The 17,799-nt window shown below is 72.4% G+C and carries 17 protein-coding genes; 6 read left to right on the top strand and 11 right to left on the bottom strand.

What is annotated here, in order from left to right; all coding sequences use genetic code 11:
• Positions 1-172: 172 nt before the first annotated feature.
• From ACN28A_RS32735 to ACN28A_RS32755, 5 genes are all read right to left on the bottom strand, one after another.
• Positions 173-739, bottom strand: coding sequence for a CHRD domain-containing protein (locus tag ACN28A_RS32735; RefSeq protein ID WP_421401991.1), 567 nt, complete (start codon positions 737-739; stop codon positions 173-175).
• A gap of 141 nt (positions 740-880) precedes the next feature.
• Positions 881-2,284, bottom strand: a complete 1,404-nt coding sequence (sthA, locus tag ACN28A_RS32740; RefSeq protein ID WP_421401994.1) for a Si-specific NAD(P)(+) transhydrogenase — start codon at positions 2,282-2,284, stop codon at positions 881-883.
• A gap of 72 nt (positions 2,285-2,356) precedes the next feature.
• Positions 2,357-3,193 carry a phosphotransferase enzyme family protein gene (locus ACN28A_RS32745; RefSeq protein ID WP_421401996.1) on the bottom strand — a complete coding sequence of 279 codons (837 nt, stop codon included), beginning with the start codon at positions 3,191-3,193 and terminating at the stop codon, positions 2,357-2,359.
• A 45-nt stretch (positions 3,194-3,238) separates the two neighbouring features.
• Positions 3,239-3,742, bottom strand: coding sequence for a metallophosphoesterase family protein (locus tag ACN28A_RS32750; protein ID WP_421401999.1), 504 nt, complete (start codon positions 3,740-3,742; stop codon positions 3,239-3,241).
• A gap of 165 nt (positions 3,743-3,907) precedes the next feature.
• Positions 3,908-4,228 (bottom strand): hypothetical protein, encoded by a 321-nt coding sequence (locus ACN28A_RS32755; protein WP_421402001.1) that lies wholly within the window; start codon positions 4,226-4,228, stop codon positions 3,908-3,910.
• Positions 4,229-4,400: 172 nt separating this feature from the next.
• On the opposite strand from ACN28A_RS32755, the gene ACN28A_RS32760 reads away from it, so the two are divergent.
• Both ACN28A_RS32760 and ACN28A_RS32765 read left to right on the top strand, forming a co-directional pair.
• Positions 4,401-5,264 (top strand): hypothetical protein, encoded by an 864-nt coding sequence (locus ACN28A_RS32760; RefSeq protein WP_421402004.1) that lies wholly within the window; start codon positions 4,401-4,403, stop codon positions 5,262-5,264.
• Between the two features lie 192 nt (positions 5,265-5,456).
• The gene (locus tag ACN28A_RS32765; RefSeq protein ID WP_421402007.1) at positions 5,457-6,557 is read left to right on the top strand and encodes a lytic polysaccharide monooxygenase auxiliary activity family 9 protein; all 1,101 of its coding nucleotides are present in this window, start codon (positions 5,457-5,459) and stop codon (positions 6,555-6,557) included.
• A 115-nt stretch (positions 6,558-6,672) separates the two neighbouring features.
• Here the strand turns inward: ACN28A_RS32765 and ACN28A_RS32770 are convergent, their stop codons facing one another.
• Positions 6,673-7,596 (bottom strand): DUF2726 domain-containing protein, encoded by a 924-nt coding sequence (locus ACN28A_RS32770; protein ID WP_421402010.1) that lies wholly within the window; start codon positions 7,594-7,596, stop codon positions 6,673-6,675.
• A 197-nt stretch (positions 7,597-7,793) separates the two neighbouring features.
• Positions 7,794-8,987: a monooxygenase gene (locus ACN28A_RS32775; protein ID WP_421402012.1), complete on the bottom strand. Its 1,194-nt coding sequence runs from the start codon at positions 8,985-8,987 to the stop codon at positions 7,794-7,796.
• 191 nt (positions 8,988-9,178) lie between these two features.
• On the opposite strand from ACN28A_RS32775, the gene ACN28A_RS32780 reads away from it, so the two are divergent.
• Positions 9,179-10,168, top strand: coding sequence for a DUF1775 domain-containing protein (locus tag ACN28A_RS32780; protein WP_421402013.1), 990 nt, complete (start codon positions 9,179-9,181; stop codon positions 10,166-10,168).
• Between the two features lie 16 nt (positions 10,169-10,184).
• Here ACN28A_RS32780 and ACN28A_RS32785 read toward each other — a convergent pair whose 3' ends face one another.
• Both ACN28A_RS32785 and ACN28A_RS32790 read right to left on the bottom strand, forming a co-directional pair.
• The gene (locus ACN28A_RS32785) at positions 10,185-11,342 is read right to left on the bottom strand and encodes an alkaline phosphatase PhoX (protein WP_421402015.1); all 1,158 of its coding nucleotides are present in this window, start codon (positions 11,340-11,342) and stop codon (positions 10,185-10,187) included.
• A gap of 196 nt (positions 11,343-11,538) precedes the next feature.
• Positions 11,539-12,075, bottom strand: coding sequence for a hypothetical protein (locus tag ACN28A_RS32790; protein ID WP_421402018.1), 537 nt, complete (start codon positions 12,073-12,075; stop codon positions 11,539-11,541).
• A 271-nt stretch (positions 12,076-12,346) separates the two neighbouring features.
• Between ACN28A_RS32790 and ACN28A_RS32795 the strand changes: the two genes are divergently transcribed.
• Entirely contained in the window at positions 12,347-13,933 is a 1,587-nt protein-coding gene (locus tag ACN28A_RS32795) for a restriction endonuclease (protein WP_421402019.1), read from the top strand.
• Between the two features lie 116 nt (positions 13,934-14,049).
• On the opposite strand, the gene ACN28A_RS32800 is transcribed toward ACN28A_RS32795, so the two are convergent.
• On the bottom strand, positions 14,050-14,502 hold the full coding sequence (locus tag ACN28A_RS32800) for a winged helix-turn-helix transcriptional regulator (RefSeq protein WP_421402022.1): 453 nt from the start codon (positions 14,500-14,502) through the stop codon (positions 14,050-14,052).
• Positions 14,503-14,774: 272 nt separating this feature from the next.
• On the opposite strand from ACN28A_RS32800, the gene ACN28A_RS32805 reads away from it, so the two are divergent.
• Complete coding sequence (locus ACN28A_RS32805) at positions 14,775-15,899, top strand: acetate/propionate family kinase (RefSeq protein WP_421402025.1); 1,125 nt, start codon at positions 14,775-14,777, stop codon at positions 15,897-15,899.
• Positions 15,900-15,939: 40 nt separating this feature from the next.
• On the opposite strand, the gene ACN28A_RS32810 is transcribed toward ACN28A_RS32805, so the two are convergent.
• Positions 15,940-16,107 (bottom strand): hypothetical protein, encoded by a 168-nt coding sequence (locus ACN28A_RS32810; protein WP_278061999.1) that lies wholly within the window; start codon positions 16,105-16,107, stop codon positions 15,940-15,942.
• 295 nt (positions 16,108-16,402) lie between these two features.
• Between ACN28A_RS32810 and ACN28A_RS32815 the strand changes: the two genes are divergently transcribed.
• On the top strand, positions 16,403-17,623 hold the full coding sequence (locus tag ACN28A_RS32815; RefSeq protein ID WP_421402028.1) for a low temperature requirement protein A: 1,221 nt from the start codon (positions 16,403-16,405) through the stop codon (positions 17,621-17,623).
• Positions 17,624-17,799: the final 176 nt, after the last annotated feature.

Here is a 17,799-nt window from a genome sequence, read left to right on the forward strand (position 1 = left end):
GTCAAGAGCATCGGGCCGGCGACCGTCGATCCGCACCGGGTCGGCTGGCGGCGGAGAGCACTCACGGCTGTCGGTTCCCGAGCTGCTGGCCGAGATGGACCGGGTCGGGGTCCGGGTTGGACCGATCGGCGCAGCCCGACCCTTTCCGGCACCTGGGTCGGCGTCCCGGCGTTCAGTGCCAGTGCCGGCCGAGCTGGCCGCGGATCTCGCCACCGGGATAGCGCGAGCTGTGCACGTTGACGTACGCCGTACCGGCCCGGATCGCCGCGACCAGTTCGCCGAACTCTCCGGGCGCGATGCCCTGCGCGGTCGGCCCGATCACGTCGGCCGGCCGGATGGTCCCGCTGAGCATGGCCGGCGGGGCTGGACAGGGCCGGGTGCCGGCCGGCCCGTTGCCGAGGTTGGTGCAGAGGAAGGCACTGATCCCGCCGCTCTGGGCCCGGCCGCCGAAGTGGATGTGCGCCTGGGTGACGTCGCCGGCGAGCGCGTCGTAGCTGAGCCGGTACGTCAGTTCCGCGTCCTCCTCGTCGATGGCCAGGCTGAAGCCGCCGTTGCCGGTGGTCGAGATCGCCAGCGGGTCCTCCTGGTAACCGCTGAGCCGTTCCCGGACGACTCCCCAGCGGTCCCGCTCGTCCTCGTTGCGGTCGGCGTTCTCGAGGGCGATCCTGGCCGTTCCCGCTCCGGCGACGAGAAGGGCGACCACCGAGGCCACCGCGCCGTACCATCGTCGGATCATCATCATCGCGCCTCCCCGGTCCAACCCGGCCGATGCCCGTCACCCGGTTCAACTGGGCGTACGCCAGCCGGGGCACGACAGTCGGCTGACGGATCGTGGACAGAGAGTAGTTGCGTACAGCCGGAACGATCCGCCTCGCCGTCGTCAGTCCCGCAGCCGGGCGAGGTGCCGCATCTTGTTCATCGCGTCCAGGGCGGCGACCTTGTACGCCTCGGCCAGGGTCGGATAGTTGAAGACCGCGTCGACCAGGTAGTCGACGGTGCCGTGGCAGCCCATCACCGCCTGTCCGATGTGCACGAGCTCGGTGGCCCCGGTGCCGAAGATGTGCACTCCCAGCAGCCGGCCGCTCTCCGGCGCGACGAGCAACTTCAACATCCCGTACGAGTCGCCGCTGATCGCGCCCCGGGCGAGTTCCCGGTACCGGGAGATGCCCACCTCGAACGGCACCTTGTCCCGGGTCAGCTCGTCCTCGGTACGCCCGATGAAACTGATCTCCGGGATGGTGTAGATGCCGATCGGCTGCGCCTCGGACAGCGCCCGGGCCGGTTCGTCGCAGGCGTGGTGCGCCGCCAGCCGGCCCTGCTCCATCGAGGTGGAGGCGAGCGCCGGGAAGCCGATCACGTCCCCGACCGCGTAGATGTGCGGCACGGTCGTCCGGAAGTCCGGGTCGACCTCGATCCGACCCCGCCTGTCGGCGGCCAGCCCGGCGTTCTCCAGGTCGAGTTCGCTGCCCAGCCCCTGCCGGCCGGCGGAGTACATCACGGTGTCGGCGGCGATCCGCTTGCCGCTCTCCAGCACCGCGATGGCCCCCCGCGCGTGCCGCTCCACCGCCGCGACCGCCTCGCTGAACCGGAAGGTCACCGCGAGGTCCCGGAGGTGGTACTTCAGCGCCTCCACGATCTCCAGGTCGCAGAACTCGAGCATGTGGTCGCGCCGCTCGACCACCGTGACCTTGGTGCCGAGCGCGGCGAACATCGAGGCGTACTCGATACCGATCACCCCGGCGCCGACCACGACCATCGAGTTCGGCACCCGTTCCAGGTTGATGATGCCGTCCGAGTCGATGATCGTCCGCTCGTCGAAGTCCACACTCGCCGGTCGGGCCGGCCGGGTGCCGACGGCGATGATGATCTTCTCGGCGGTGACCTTCGACTCCCGGCCGGCCGGGTCGGTCACCGCGACCGTGTGCGGGTCGGCGAACCGGGCGGTCCCGGTGATCAGGCGTACCCGGTTGCGGGCCAGCTGGCTGCGGACCACGTCGACCTCCCGGCCGATGACGTGTGAGGTCCGCGCCGTCAGGTCGGCGACGGTGATGTCGTCCTTGAGCCGGTAACTCTGGCCGTACACCTCCCGCTGGCTCAGCCCGGTCAGATAGAGCACCGCCTCGCGCAGCGTCTTGGACGGCACCGTGCCGGTGTTGATGCACACCCCGCCGACCATGTGCTGCCGTTCCACCACCGCCACCCGGCGGCCGAGCTTGGCCGCCGCGATCGCCGCCTTCTGACCACCCGGCCCCGAACCCATCACGAGCACGTCGAAGTCATGCACCCCACCAGTCTGGCAGGCCGGAGATCGGACCGCGCGGGGCCGATCGGCCGGTTACCGGAGGTCGTCCCGAACTCACCGACGTCCGTCCATCAACCGGTGCAGGTTCTGCCGCCACGCCTGCGCGAAACCGGGTTCGCCGCGACCGTGCGCCCAGACCACGACGAAGACCGCGGTCAGCGCCCCGCAGGCGTGCAGCACCGCCCGGTCGGCGTCGCCGAGGGTACGCCGGTAGCCGGCCAGGAACGCCTCGGCGAGGTCCGGCCGGTCCCGCCACGGGCCGAAGTAGAGCCGGTTCAGGTCGTTGACCCACACCTCCGGACCGGCCCACTCGAAGTCGACGACGTGCACCCGCCCGTCGCCGGTCACCAACCAGTTGCGCGGGCCGTAGTCGAGGTGGCACGGCACCCGGGCCGGTGCCGGGACGCCGGCCAGGGCGCGCAGCCCGGCCCGGACGAAGTCGAGCTCCCGGGGTTCGAGCAGTTCCCGCGCCGGGGCGGCGAGCCGGTCGAGTTCGTCGAGCTTCTCGGCGGCCAGGTCGGTCCAGGGCGGCAGCGTCCCGCTGTCGTGCAGCCGGCGCAGCAGTACGCCGGCCCGGTACTGCACCTCCGGGTCGGTGGCGTACGGCAGGCCGGACCCACCCGGTACCGCCGAGAGCACGAGTGCGAGCCGCCCGTCGTCGTACGCCCGCAGCCTCGGTGCGCGCCCGCCGAGCCCCGGCACCCAGCGGCGGTATGCCGAGAGTTCCTGCCGGTAGCGCTCCGGATCGCCGTGCCCCTTCACGAACCAGGTGACACCCTCGCCGTCGCGCACCTCCAGCACGCCGGCCACCCCGTGCGGCCAGGACCGGTCCGCGACCACCCGGACCGGTCCGAGCACCTGCCGTGCGTACCCGACCAGGTCGTCGCGCATGTGTCCTCCCCCTGGGTCACCGCCGCGGGTGCCGCCCTCGGAAGTTCAGGACCGGCGCGGCAGCCTGTGCAGTACGACGTCGTGCAGCCGGCCGTCGGAGATCTCCGCCGTCAGGTAGGTGGCGTACGGCTGGCGGCGCCGGTCGGTCGGCGAGCCGGGGTTGAGCAACCGCAGCCCGCCCGGCGCCTCGCTGTCCCAGGGGATGTGCGAGTGCCCGAAGACCAGCAGGTCGGCGTCGCCGAACCGCTCCGCGCAGCGGCGTTCCCGGCCGGCGGCCGGGCCGGTCTCGTGCACCACCGCGACCCGCAGGCCGGCCAGCTCGACCCGGGCCACCTCCGGCAGCCGCGCCCGCAGTCGTGGGCCGTCGTTGTTGCCGTGCACCCCGACCAGCCGGGCGGCCCGGGACTCCAGGACGTCGAGCAGCGGCTCGTGCACCCAGTCACCGGCGTGGATTACCACGTCCGCCTCGTCGACCGCCGCCCAGAGCTGCGGGGGCAGGTCGCGAGCCCGCTTCGGCACATGGGTGTCCGCCATCAGCACCAGGCGCACGTTGCCACCCTATCGGTTCCGCCCGCTCCGTGGCGGTCGGCGCACCTGCCAGCCCGCGGTGGCGGAACCTCCGGCACGGCCGCTCGGCACCGGGCGCACACGTGCGGGTCCGGCCTACGCATCGTGGGCCGGGTTCGACACCGGGCGGACAGGTACCGGCCCGGCCTACGCATCGCGGGCCGGGCCGGTACGGATGCCGGACGCGGGCTCGCCCGGAGGGCCGCGCTGCCGGCACCACCGGTTACCCGTGGAAGCCGCCTCGACCGCGACGAACCGGACGCCGTCGGGCGGCCCGACCGGCCACTGCGGAGGCCGTGGCCCCGGCCGTGGCCGGGCCGGTGGCGGGGGTGGCGGCTGGTTCCAGCACGCGTCGACGAGCGCCTCGAACTCCGCCCTTACGAATTCGTCGTCCCGGACGAGGAGTTCGAGGAACGCCTCCTGGACCGACCGGGTCGTCGAGACCTCGTCCAGTACGCCGCTGGGCATCCGCTGCACCCCCCGCCGTCGAACGTTCCCGGGTCCGGCGAACCGCCGGACCGGTTTCCGTGCCTGGTCGACAGGTTGTCAATGCGCGACACCTCGGTTGTACCATGTCATCGGAACGATGACAAGAAGATGCGTCATCACACTGACGACGGATGTCGGAGATGGGGTACGGATGGACCAGCGGGAGCAGTCCGGGCCACCGCGTGCGCCCACCCGGGCCGACACCACGGCGACGGCGGCCAGCGCCACGGCGACGGCGACGGCGGCCAACAGCACGACGACACCGGGCAACGCCACGGCGGGCGGCACGGCTACACCGGCCGGCACGGCCTTCGACCGCGTCCAGGCGGTCGCCAGCCAGGTCGGCGTCTCCAGTGCCCCTGCACCGCGTGGCGCCGGCCAGCCGGTGCCGTCCGTCGGCAGGGTGCCGGCGGAGGATACCGACGCGACCGTCGACCAGGTGCTCGACGCCCTCGTCCTGCTCCGGCAGCTCCGCGCCGAACTCGAGTCCTGGGAGCCGCGCCTGATCGCCGCCGCCCGGCAGCGCGGGGCGAGTTGGGCCGAGTTGGCGCCCGCGCTCGGGGTGGCGAGCCGGCAGGCCGCCGAACGCCGTTACCTGCGACTGCGCCCCGCCGGGCAGAATGCCGGCGCAGGGACCCGGGACGACCGGGTGCGCGCCGAGCGGGACCGCCGGGCCGGCGACCGCGCGACGGCCCGCTGGGCCCGGGACAACGGCGCCGACCTGCGCCAGCTCGCCGGGCAGATCGCCGCACTCACCGACCTCGACACGGCGGCACGCCCCAGCCTGGACCGGTTGCACGACGCCCTCGGCGGCGCCGATCCGAACGCGCTGCTCCGGCCGCTCGCCGACGCCGAGCAGCATCTCCGGGCCGACCATCCGGCCCTCGCCGCCCGGGTCGAGGCGATGAACGAGCACCTCGACGAGGTACGCGAGCGGATCCGCCGAGACCGTGCCCGCCCCGCCCCCGAACCGAATACGCCGACCCGGCCACCGGCCGGCCAGTTGGGGCCTTAGTTGGACACCCAAACTATTGACAAGCACTACCCAGCGATGTGAATCTCTGTCCAGGGACACCGCCGCCGGAGCCGGGTGGTTGGTGCGGGAGCACCGGGCAAGCCTCCCGCGTACTCGCTCGTGCAACCGACGTCTGGGGATCCCATGTCTTTACTCGCCCAAAATCCGAATCCGGCTCGCGGCCGCGCCCCGATGGTCCTGCGGATCCTCGCGGTCGCGGCAACCGCCGCCGTCCTCCTCGCCACCGCCCTCGCCGTCTCACGGGACGCCGCGGACGCGCACGGCTCCACGATCAACCCGGCCTCCCGCAACTACGGCTGCTGGAAGCGTTGGGGCAACGACTTCCAGAACCCGGCGATGGCCACCCAGGACCCGATGTGCTGGCAGGCCTGGCAGGCCGACCCGAGCGCCATGTGGAACTGGAACGGCCTCTTCCGGGAGGGCGTGAACGGTAACCACCAGGCCGCCGTACCGAACGGCCAGCTGTGCAGTGCCGGCGAGACCGGCGGCGTCCGGTACGCCGCACTGGACAACCCGGGCAACTGGCAGGCCACCAACGTCGGCACCAACTTCAACGTCACGGTGCACGACCAGGCACTGCACGGGGCCGACTACTTCCGGATCTACGTCACCCGGCAGGGGTTCAACCCGCTGACCCAACGACTCGGCTGGGGCGACCTCGAACTGGTCCGGGAGACCGGCCGGTACGCCCCGGGCGAGGGCACCCGGGAGACCGGCGACCCGGTGCTGAACGGCGTCTCCATCACCATGCCGGTGAGCGCGCCCGGACGCTCCGGCCGGCATATCGTCTTCGTGATCTGGAAGGCCAGCCACTCCGACCAGAACTACTACTGGTGCAGCGACGTCAACTTCGGCGGCACCGGCAACCCGCAGCCGACCGCCACCCCGACCCGTACCCCCACCCCGACGCCGACCCGGACCGCCGCGCCGCCGACGGGCACGCCGACCCGTACCCCGCCGGCGGGTGGCCCGGGCAGCTGCTCGGCGACGTACACCGTGACCGGCACCTGGTCCGGCGGGTTCCAGGCCGAGGTACGGGTCGCCGCCGGCAGCGCCGCGATCACCGGCTGGACGGTGAGCTGGACGTTCGGCAACGGTCAACAGGTGAGCAACTCCTGGGGGGCGACGATCACGACCAGCGGATCCAGCGTCACCGCCCGGGACGCCGGTTACAACGGCAGTCTCGGTGCCGGCGGCAGCACCACCTTCGGGTTCCTCGCGTCGCAGACCGGCAGCAACGCCGTACCATCACTGACCTGCACCGCGACCTGACCCCTGGCGCTGGCGCCCGGGCACCGGGCCGGGCGGCGTGCACTCGCCGACCCGGCCGGGTGCGCGTCCCGGAGGGCACGGTGGACCGGCCCGGACCGCCGGATGGTGCCCGGTCTCAGTCGAACGAGACGTGTGCGAAGGCGTACGGGTTGACCAGCTCGCCCCGGCGGCGGTGCAACCCGTCGAGTTCGCCGGCCAGCCGGTCCCGGTCGGTCAACGGCAACTCGACGCTCTCGCGCAGCCGGAGCCGCTCCCCCACCGCCATCGTGGCCAGATCCTCGGCGAGCCGGCCCGGCTCGACGCCGCAGGAGAAGCGGTGCTGCCAGATCACCACCCGCTCGAAGAGATATGCCCCGGGGCGCACCTGGAGCCAGGCCCAGCCCTCGGCCGGGCCGTCCCGCCAGTCCAGGCGCAGGCTGCGCAGGATCGGGTCGACAAGTTCCCGGTTGACGTAGGCGTCCACCGCGATCGTCCGGGCGCCCGCACCGAGGTCGTTCACGTGCCCGCTACTGCCGTCCGGCAGCCGGCCGACGATGTCCCGGTAACTGCGCGGCGCGTCCGGGGCGAGTTCGGCGTACTCGGCCGGATCGCCGGTGGCGGCCAGGAAGGCGCGGGCGTCCACGACGTACTCGACGATCCGTCGGCCGTGGGTGGCCGGCTGCAACGTCGCCGAGGAGATCCGGAACAGTTGCAGGCCGACCGCCTCGCAGACGGCGTGCCTCGCCCGGTCGTCCCGCTGCGTCTGCGCGGTCCGCACACTCGCGTCGACCAGCTCGACGGCGAACGGCGCCGCCGGACCGGCCGGATCGGAGACCACGAAGTCGAACGTGTGCCGGCTGGCCGCGTTCCACTGGTTACCGGTGATCCCCTCGGGCCGGCGCGGCACGAGCTGGCCGAGCCGCTGGCCGGGCCGGACGACCCGACCTGCCCGCTCGAACCCGCCGTCGCCCGCCGCCGGCTCGGCCGGAAGCCGGGTGGATCGCCCGGGCGCACGCCCGTCGCCGCCGCTGGGTGCCGTCTGTCCCCTGGTCCGTAACATCCGCTCGCCGCCTCCGACACCGCCCGTCCGGCGGCAGATCCCCACCATGGTAGGAAACCCACCACCGGTCACGCGTCGCCGGACCGGCTACACCGGACGGCGTTCGCCGGGTTCCGACGCCCCCGCCGTCGCGCCCCGGCGGTGGGTGGGCCAGTGCGTCGGCGGGCGGGTCGGTGCCTGAGTGGTGGGCCGGCGGGTCAGTCCGGTCGGGACAGGACGACGATGCCGAGGCACATCTCGTCGCTGGTGCCCTCGCCCCAGACGACGTACCGGGGCGGCAGGTTACGCAGCTGGGGCACCCGCTGGCGCAGCGTCACGTCGTGGGTGCAGGTGACCCGGTAGACGTCACCGGGCCGGACCGCGACCGGTCGCGGCAGCACCCGGTTGGCCTGCTCGTCGAAGTCGTACGTCGGGATGTCGAGCAACACCTGTTCCCTCGGGGTGCCGGGATTCAGCTCGATCCGGATCGCCCTGCCGAGCAGGTGCATGTGACCGGCGACCGCCTGCACCAGGCCGGCCTCGGTGACCGGGCGGTCGCAGTGCTGGGTACTGCCGGCAACCGGTGCACGCCCCCGGTTGCAGTACCGGTTGAGCCGCTCCGGCTGCCCGCCGGACTCGGCACCGAACCGGCGCCCCAGGTCCCGCAGCGCCGCCTCGCGCCGGCAGAGTTCCCCACGCTCCTCGGCCGCGCAGGGCAGCTCGACCGGGGCCGGCAGCAGCTCGGTGTGCAGCGGATCGACGTCTTCGCCGCCGCCGACGAGGCGCAACCGGATGCCGGACCGATCGGTGTCGTCACCGGGACGCACGTCGATCAGGTTGTAGTGCACCTGCATCACGAGCTGGCTGCCGGGCGGCATCGGATAGCCGACACCGGGGGCGAGCAGCGTCTCGTTCGCGCCCGGCGCCCAGTGCGCCACCCAGGCCGCGTCGCCGATCCCGGCGTCGCCGAAGCAGGTCCAGCCGTCGCCGGTGGTAGCCGCGTCGAGTTCGCGGGCCGAGGCCACCGCCGCCGCGTCCAGCCGGAAGAAGATGGCGTGGTGCACCATGGCGCCGTTCTGCGGCAGGAACTGGCTGCCGGTGAGGAACGCGGGCTCGGTCAGGCCCGGGTCGACCAGGAAGCAGCGGTACTCGTCGGTGCCCCCGTCGCGCGCCGACGGACGGTACGGCCGCGGCATGCCCAGCTCGACGAACCGCTCGCCGGAGCGCAGCGGCGCGGCCGGTGGGACGTCGACGGTGCCGTGCCCGGCACCGTGCGGGTCGGCCGACGAGGTCCGCGGCGTCGGAACGGAGCCGGCGTCCGGATCGGCCCCGCAGGAGGTGCCGAGGAGGATGGTGGCCAGCGAGGCGGCCACGATGCCGAAGCGGCGTACACGTCGATGCACGTTCTTCATAACGTCGGGCCTCCGCCCAGGATCCGGGCTGACCGGCAACTATCCGATGAAGTCGGGTCTATTGGAAGATAACTGCCGACCGGCCGCCGGGTCACCCCGGGCCGACGGCGTAACATACCGGCCCGTTGGTTGAACCTTTCTCGCTTGGACTCCGAACTACACAGGTAGCGGCCAAACGAAGGGACTTCGCTGTGCGTCACCGGGCAGTGTGCTGGATCGTCGCCCTGGTCACCGCCACGCTCGCGGGCGCCACCCTCGGCGTCCAGGCGGTGAGCGCCGACGTGACCATGACGCCGGAAGAGGCCGTACAGGGTGGTCCGGCGAAGTTGACCTTCCGGGTCACCGAGGACCGGGCACCGGCGTACACCACCAGGATCGAGCTGCTGATGCCGGAGTCGGCGCCGGTGGCGGAGACGTACCCGATGTCCGACCCGCAGTGGGCGCCCCGGATGACGATGCGGAAGATCGACCAGTCGCTCGGCGGGATCCACCACGGGCAGGTCACCGAGGTGGTGGCCAGCATCGTCTGGACCCGGGCCGGCGCACCGGCACCGGGCGGCGGGCCGGCGGAACTCGTCGTCTCGCTCGGCCCGATGCCGCAGACCGACCAGATGACGTTCCACCTGGTCCAGACGTACTCCGACGGTCACGTGACGAACTGGAACCAGCCGCCCTCGGCCGAGGTCCCGCAGCCGGAGTTCGCGGCCCCGGTGCTGGCCCTTGCCCCGCCGGCCGCCGTGCCGGACCCCGCCGGGCCGGCGGCGCCCGGGGCGGCGGTACCTGAGCGGGAGGCGGCGGACGACGACGGCGATTCCGGCTTCGGCTCGCTGACCACCGGTCTGGTCGCCGGGCTGATCCTCGGCCTGGCCGTCGCCGCCTGGCTTTACCTGCGCCGCCCCCGGGCCGCCGGACCCGACGCGTCGGACAGTGCCGGCTCCAGCGGTCCGAAGGAGGCGACCGGTCCGGACGGGGCGAGCGGTCCGGACGGGGCGAGCGGTCCGGACGGGGCGAGCGGTCCGGACGGGGCGAGCGGGCCGGACGAGGCGAGCGGTCCGGACGGGGCGAGCGAGTCGGCGGGTGGCAGCGGCCGGCCGGCGGCCCAGGACGGACGAGCCGGTAGCCGGGCCGCCAGCGGCGGACGGCCGGCCGGCGGCGGACGGGCCTGGCGGCTGAGGGAGTAGCTCCGCCGGCCCGGGATCAGCGGAACGGGCCGGTTACGCAGTACGTGATGCCGCCGGAGGAGGAGCCCGAGGTCCCGCGCTGGGAGGAGAAGTAGAGCCGGTTCCCTGCCGGCGTGAACGCGGGTCCGCAGATCTCCGAGGAGCCCTGGCCGCTGATCCGCAGGAACACGGAGATCTTGTCGTCCGGCGTGATCAGGCAGATCTCCATGTTGCCGCCGTCCTCGGCGACGTACAGGTCGCCGGAGGCGGAACCGGTGATGTTGTCGACGCCGGTCAGCGGTGCCGAGCCGGAGCTGACCAGGCTGTCGTCGTAGGCGAGCTCGTAGGTGCTGTCGACGAGGTCGAGCTGCCAGATCCGGTTGTCACCCTTGGTGGTGAACCAGACCGTGTCGTTGGCGTAGTGGCAGCCCTCCCCGCCGTTGAACGACTTGGCGCCGGAGACCTGCGAACGGGTCGCGGTCGGCGAGCCGTCCGGGTCGGGGACGGCGGCCCAGCTGAACGAGCCGGCGGTGCCGCTGCCGGCGACCAGGACCTGCAGCCTGCCCGCCGAGAGGTCGCCCCAGGTGTTCGGGATGAACCGGTAGAACTTCCCGTTGCTCTCGTCCTCGGTCAGATAGACGACCTTCCGGTCCGGGTCGGCGGCGGCGGCCTCGTGCTTGAACCGGCCCATCGCCGGACGGACCACCGCGGTGCCGCCGAGCGGATAGGTCTCCCAGACCCGGCCGAGGCTCACCTCCTCGCAGGACAACCAGGTGTTCCACGGCGTCCTGCCGCCCGCGCAGTTGTTGTTGGTGCCGGAGAGGATCCGGGACGCCCCGGTGACGGCTCCGCTGGAGTTGAAGACGATCCGGGACGCACCACCACCGGAACCGGCGCTGGTCTCGGAGTTGGACACGTAGATCCAGCCGCTGCCGTTGGCGAACACCGCGCCACCGTCGGGCGCGTTGTGCCAGGTGTACGAGGTGCCGGCCACGACCTGGCCGGAACGGGCGACGATCTGGCTGGTGAAGCCGGCCGGAAGCTGGATGCCGTGCGCGTTGGCCGCCTGGAGCGGACCGTACGGGCCGGTGGCGTTCTGCGCCGGCGCCGCGTACGCCGCTGACCAGGTGGTGAACGGCAGCGCCAGCGCACCGGCGCCGAGCACCGTGCTGCGTAGCATGTTCCGTCGATCCATCGTGACGCTCCTTCGTGTGGGGGGTCCGAGGAACGTAACGACGGGTCCTGACCGGAGCCCGGTGCCCAGGTGAACGCCCGCCGTCGAAGCGCGGACCACCCCGTCAGGTCCGCCACAGAGGGGGACAATCCGCACGTCGTCGCGGTCGACGGGTGGCCGTGCCGGAGCGGTGGGACCCGGCCTGGTGTGCGGAGAGCTACCCGTCGCCGGGCTCTGCGTCGGCCTGTCCCGGGTCGCCCTGCGCGTCGGACCGCGTGTCGGGCTGTGCCGTGTCGCCGCGTCGGAGCACGGCCTCGGGCGCGCAGAGCACGGTCACCCGGTAGGCAAGGCCGAGGTTGGAGAAGATCTGGCCGGTCAGGCCGAGGCAGAGGCCCACCCCGGGCAGGCCCTCCGGGTGCTCGAAGAACTCGACCACCGGGTCGGCGATCGCCCCGACCAGGCCCTGGGTCCGCAGTGCCGTACCCGCGACCTGGAGCAGACCCACGCTAACCTGCACCTCGACGTCGTCGAGCGCGTCGACGTCGTACCAGTGGGTGTCGGGCAGGAAGAGCTGCGAGTCCACGCCACGCTGCCGGTAGTCGGGGCCCAGCTGGCCGCTCTCCGGATCGGGCCGGTCGCCGATCCAGGCCATCCCGGCGTAGTCGCTGCGCAGCCGCCGCGCGTCGGTGACGAACTCCGTCACGACGGTGTCGAGGCGTGGCTGGGCGACGAGGTGCACATCTGCGTCGGTCACCCGGGGCACCCTAGCACCGCCCACCCGGGCCACCGGGTCCGACCACCCCGCCGTCACCAGGCCCGTTTCCGCCCCGGACCGGCGTTTCGCCCGGCACGCTACCCTGGGCTCCCCGCTGGACGCGGCCGTCGCGTTGGGACCAAAATGTGCATCGAGCGACGGTCGTCGACGGCAGGAAGGCAGCAGAGAAACGTCAGCTCGGGGGACGGGACGCCACCGATCACCCATGGTGAACGGTGCTGGACGCTGATCGGGGACGTACATGGGCATCATGGGGCAGATGCAGCGGGCGCACGCACAGCAGGTGCACGCGCGGCAACGCGCATCCACCACCCCGTACCAGCAGCACCAGCAGATGCTCTGGGAGGCCGAGCACGCCCGGCGGGCCGCCGAGCGGGCGGCGGAGGCGGACGAGCGGGAACGCCGGCGGCTCTACGTCGAAGCCCGGACGGCCCGGGTCAAGGCCGCCAACGCCAACCTCCAGTCCCAGCTGGACGAGCTGGACAACCTGCTCCGGACCACCCTCGCCATCGACGACCACATCGACCTGCAACGGCTGAAGAAGCAGGCCGACTATCCGGAGTTCAACCCCGGGGAGCTGGGCATGCCGCTGCGGGCGCCGGACTGGCGCCGGTTCGCCCCGCCCGAGCCGAACGCGATCGGCAAGATGTTCGGTGGCGAGGGCCGCTACCAGCAGTTGCTGACCGAGGCGGAACAGGCGTTCGAGAAGGCCAAGGCCAAGCACGCGGCCGGCGAGGCGGCCCGGCAGCAGCGACTGGCCCAGGCACGGCGGAAGTACGACAAGCACTGTCAGCAACTCGACGCCCAGGTCACCAGCCACAACGCCGAGATCGACAGCTTCGGCGCCGCGCTGGCCGCCGCCGAGCCGAACGCCGTGGTGAAGTACTTCGGGCTGGTACTCGGCAACTCGGTGTACCCGGAGGACTTCCCGCAGCGCTACCGGCTCGCCTACGTCCCGGACTCCCGGCTGATCGTCGTGGAGTACCTGCTGCCGACCGTCGCGGTGGTGCCGAAGGTGCGGGAGTACCGCTACGACAAGGCGGGTGACGAGGTGCAGACCGTTGCCCGTTCGGCCGACGAGGTCCAGCGGCGGTACGCCGACGTGATCACCCAGGTGGCGCTGCGTACCGTGCACGAGTTGTTCGAGGCCGACCGTACCCGGCTGGTGGAGACGATCGTCTTCAACGGCATCGTCGAGACCACCCACCCGGGCACCGGACAGGCGGTCCGGCCCTGCCTGGTGACCCTGCGGACCAGCCGGGACGCCTTCACGGCGATCAACCTGGCCAAGGTCGACCCGGCGGCCTGCCTGCGGCACCTGCGGGCCACCCTGTCATCCCGGCCGGAGGAACTCGTCCCGGTGCATCCGGTGCTGGAGTTCGACGTGGTCGACAAGCGCTTCGTCGACGAGGTTGACGTGCTGGCCGACCTGGACCAGCGCCCCAACCTGCACAAGTTGAGCCGGACCGAGTTCGAGGACCTGATCCGGAACCTCTTCGGCCGACTCGGCCTGGAGATCCGGACCACCCGGGCCGCGCCGGACGGCGGCATCGACTGCGTCGCCTTCGACCCGCGGCCGATCTTCGGCGGCAAGGTGGTCATCCAGGCCCGACGGCACCGGGGCAGCATGGACGTCTCGGCGGTGCGGGACCTCTTCGGCACGGTGCTGGGCGAGGGGGCCACCAAGGGCATCCTGGTGACCACCAGTGGCTACGGGCCGGACTCGTTCGAGTTCGCCTCCGGCAAGCCGCTGGAGCTGATCGACGGCTCCAACCTGCTGCACCTGCTGGCCGAACACGCCGAGGTACGCGCCCGGATCGACCCGAACGAACGCTGAGGCACCGACCGGCCGAGCGCGGGACATCGAATTGGCCGGATGCGGGCATCGAATTGGCCGGGCGCGGGGGGCACCGGAGGCGAGCGGACGGGACGGGCGCTCCTGCGGCGGGTGGGTCAGGCGGTGCCGGCGGTGCGCCTGTCGTACGCCTCCCGGGCGGCGGCGATCGCCTGCCGGTGCCGTTCCGCCCAGCCGGTCAGCACCAGCAGCGAGTCGTAGAGTTCCCGGGCCATCTCGGTGGCGACGTACTCGACCCGGGGCGGGACGGTGGGGTAGGTGGTCCGGACCAGCAGCCCGTCGCGTTCGAGGTTGCGCAGGGTGAGGGTGAGCATCCGCCGGCTGATCCCCTCGATCGAGCGCTCCAGCTCGGTGAAGCGGACGGGGCCCCGGCTCGCCTGGATGATGATCCCGATGCTCCACTTGCCGCCCACCCGGTCCAGCACCTCGCGCACCGTGCAGGCCCGGACATGCTCGCCGGAACAGGCCTGCTGCCGATCGTCGCCGCCCACCTCCGGGCCCGACCGCACGTCGGACCGTGCGTCCGATCGCTCGTCCGACTGCTCGGTCATGGTGCGCCTCCCTGCTCCGGCGGCAATGGTCACACACGGGGCGGCACCACCGACAACCCGTACCCCTGGGTACCCGCCCCGGCACCAACCGCAGACCTCCGGCGGGGCCGGGGCCGTCCGGTCGTACCGGCCGGAACGTTCGTAACGTTCGTAACGGCCGTATTCGAGTGACCGGGGCCGGAGAGCGTTGATCGGCGGATCGCGCGGGCGTGGACCCCGGCGGGCCGGGTAACGGTAGGCACCGACGACGCGGACCGGCGGAAGGGGCAGGGATGCCGACCGGAACGAGGGGGCCGGGCGGCGGCCCGCCGGTGGTACTGAGCGTGAACGCGGGTTCGTCAAGCCTCCGGCTCGACTACGTCAGGGCGGGCGAGGTCGTCGACGGCCTGGCCCGCGCCGAGCCACCCGGTTCGGCCGACGGGGATCGGACGGTACGCGACTTCCTCGCCGCCCACGACCCGCCGCACGCCGTCGGTCACCGGCTGGTGCACGGCGGTGACCTGGTCCGCACTCCGACCCGGGTGGACGACACGCTCCGCGCCCGGCTCGACGCGCTGGCCACGCTCGCCCCGCTGCACCTGCCGCCCGCGCTGCACCTGCTGGACCGGCTCCGGGAACAACTGCCGGATGTGCCGCAGGTGCTCTGCCCGGACACCGCCTTCCACGCCCACCTGCCGACGGCGGCCGCCACCTATCCGCTGCCCGCGCCGTGGCGGGAACGCTGGGGACTGCGCCGGTACGGCTTCCACGGCCTGTCGTACTCGTACGCCCTCCGCCGCGGCGCCGAGCTGCTCGACCGGCCGGCCGGCGGGCTCCAGCTCCTGCTGGCCCACCTCGGCGGCGGCGCCTCGGTCTGCGCGGTGCGCGACGGCCGCAGCGTCGACACCTCGATGGGCTTCACCCCGCTGGACGGCATCCCGATGTCGAAGCGTTCCGGGGCGGTCGACCCGGGGATGCTGCTCTGGCTGCTGGCGGACGACCGGCTCAGCCTGGCCGAGCTGACCGAGGGGCTGAACTCCCGCTCCGGATTGCTCGGCCTCTCCGGCGGTCGCTCCGACGACACCCGCGACCTGGTCGCCGCCGCCGGAGACGATCCGGCGGCGGCGCTGGCGCTGGCGGTCTACGCCCACCGGGTACGCCGGGAACTGGCCGCCGCGGCCACCAGCCTGGACCGGCTGGACGCGCTGGTCTTCACCGGCGAGATCGGCTGGGACCAGCCCGAGGTGCGGCACGACGTCTGCGCCGGGCTCGGCCTGCTCGGCGTGACGCCGCCACGGGGTGGCAACCCGGACGCCGACGCGATCGTCTCGGCCGCCGACGCCCGGGTGCCGGTGCTGGTCGTGCGACCACGGGAGGATCTGGAAGTCGCCGCCGAGACACTGGCGACGCTGGGCTGAGGCCGCAGGGAGCCACCCGATCGGTCCGGCCGAGCGCGGGTCAGGCCATCAGGCGGGTCAGGAAGTCGCCGATTCCCTGTGCGATCGCCATCAGGATCGCCCCGATCGTCTCGACCAGCTCGGCGGCGCCGTCCGGCCGGAACGCGACGAAGAAAATCAGGAAACCCACGAAGAGCCAGGTGAGGACCTTCTTGGCAAGTACGGGCATGTCTCCTCCGCTGGGGCCTCCCCCGTCTCGTACGACCTCTTGGAGCCCCGGTGTCACGAGAGTTGGCGTACTCCGGCGATCGAGTGCTCGCATCCCCGTCCGGACCGACCCCAAACGACGCGCGCGCTCCGGCCCGGGCACCGCCCGACGAGCCGGTGCACCGGCTGTCCGGAGAGTCCGACTCATCCCATAGTCGCCCATTTCATCGTTAAAGCAGGTAGATTCCTGGTGTCTTCGTCGGCATCCGCTCCCGGCCAGGTGCAGCGAGCCGGACGATTCATCGGATGGAGGCAGGTTGACCAGCCCGTCCGGCCGGCCGGACGTCCTGCGCAGGCCCGAGGATTCCCGGGTCACCGCCATCGAACTCTTCTTCGACGTGGTCTACGTGCTCGCCGTGACCCAGTTGACCGAACTGCTGCTGCACCGGCTGCACCCGGCCGGCGCCGCCGGAGCCGCCGTGCTGCTGCTCGCCGTCTGGTGGGCCTGGGTGGACACCGCCTGGATCACCAACTGGTTCGACCCGGACCAGCCGCGGGTACGGGTACTCCTGATCGCGCTGATGGGGATCAGCCTGGTGATGTCCTCGGCGGTGCCCGAGGCGTACGGCGACCGGGGGCTCTGGTTCGCCGTGGCGTACGTGGCACTGGCGGTGGGGCGTACGGTCTTCGTCGCGTCGGCCCTGACCCCCCGCTCCAGCCTGCACCGCAACTTCCAGCGGGTGCTGGTCTGGCGGACCTCCTCCGCGCCGCTCTGGCTGGCCGGCGGCTTCGCCTCCGGTCCGCTCCGGCTCGGCCTGTGGGTGGCGGCAGTGGTCGTGGACACCAGCGCGGCCGCCTGCGACTTCTACGTGCCGGGGTGGGGCCGGTCCAGACCGACGGAGTGGGTGATCCACGGTTCGCACCTGGCCGAGCGCGCCCGACTATTCGTGATCATCGCGCTGGGCGAGTCCATCCTGGTCGCCGGAACGGACTTCGGCGCCCTGCGGCACGGCTGGGCCCCCCTCGCCGCGCTGGTCAGCGCCTTCCTCGGCAGCGTGGCGTTGTGGTGGATCTACTTCGACCGCAGCGCCGAGGCGGCCCGGTCCGTCATCGTCGCGGCCGAGGAGCCGGGCCGGCTCGGCCGGTCGGCGTACACCTATCTGCACATCCCGATGGTGGCCGGCATCATCGTCACGGCGGTCGGGGACGACCTCACCCTGCACGAACCGACCGGGACGGCCGACGTGGCGGTGATCAGCACCGTACTCGGTGGTCCGGCGCTCTTCCTGGCCGGTTTCCTGCTGTTCAAGAGAGCGATCCTCGGGATACGCTCCCGCGTCCTCCTCGTCGCCGTCGGCGTGCTGGTCGCACTGGGTCCGCTCGGACCGCTGTTGAGTCCGCTGGCGCTCTCCGCGGTGGCGACCGCGGTGGTCGCGACGGCGGTCGTCCGCAGCGCACTGCTCGCCGCCCGGCGAACCACCCGGGACACCGGGACCGGGAACGAGACCGGGACCGGGACCGGTCGACCGGCACCGTAAATTTCGGGATCCCGCACTCCGCCCTGACCTGCGATCCTCTCGCTCGGTCAGCGCTCACCTCTCGAACGTACGGTGAATGCCCTGGTAAAAGGCGATGCTCCAGCCAATCCGGATGCGCGGTAACACTCCGGAACCGTTCCGGAAACATTGACCCTCCGGGACGACTGCTGTAAAAC

The sequence above is a fragment of the Plantactinospora sp. WMMB782 genome, from assembly GCF_049179135.1.
Taxonomy (GTDB): domain Bacteria; phylum Actinomycetota; class Actinomycetes; order Mycobacteriales; family Micromonosporaceae; genus Plantactinospora.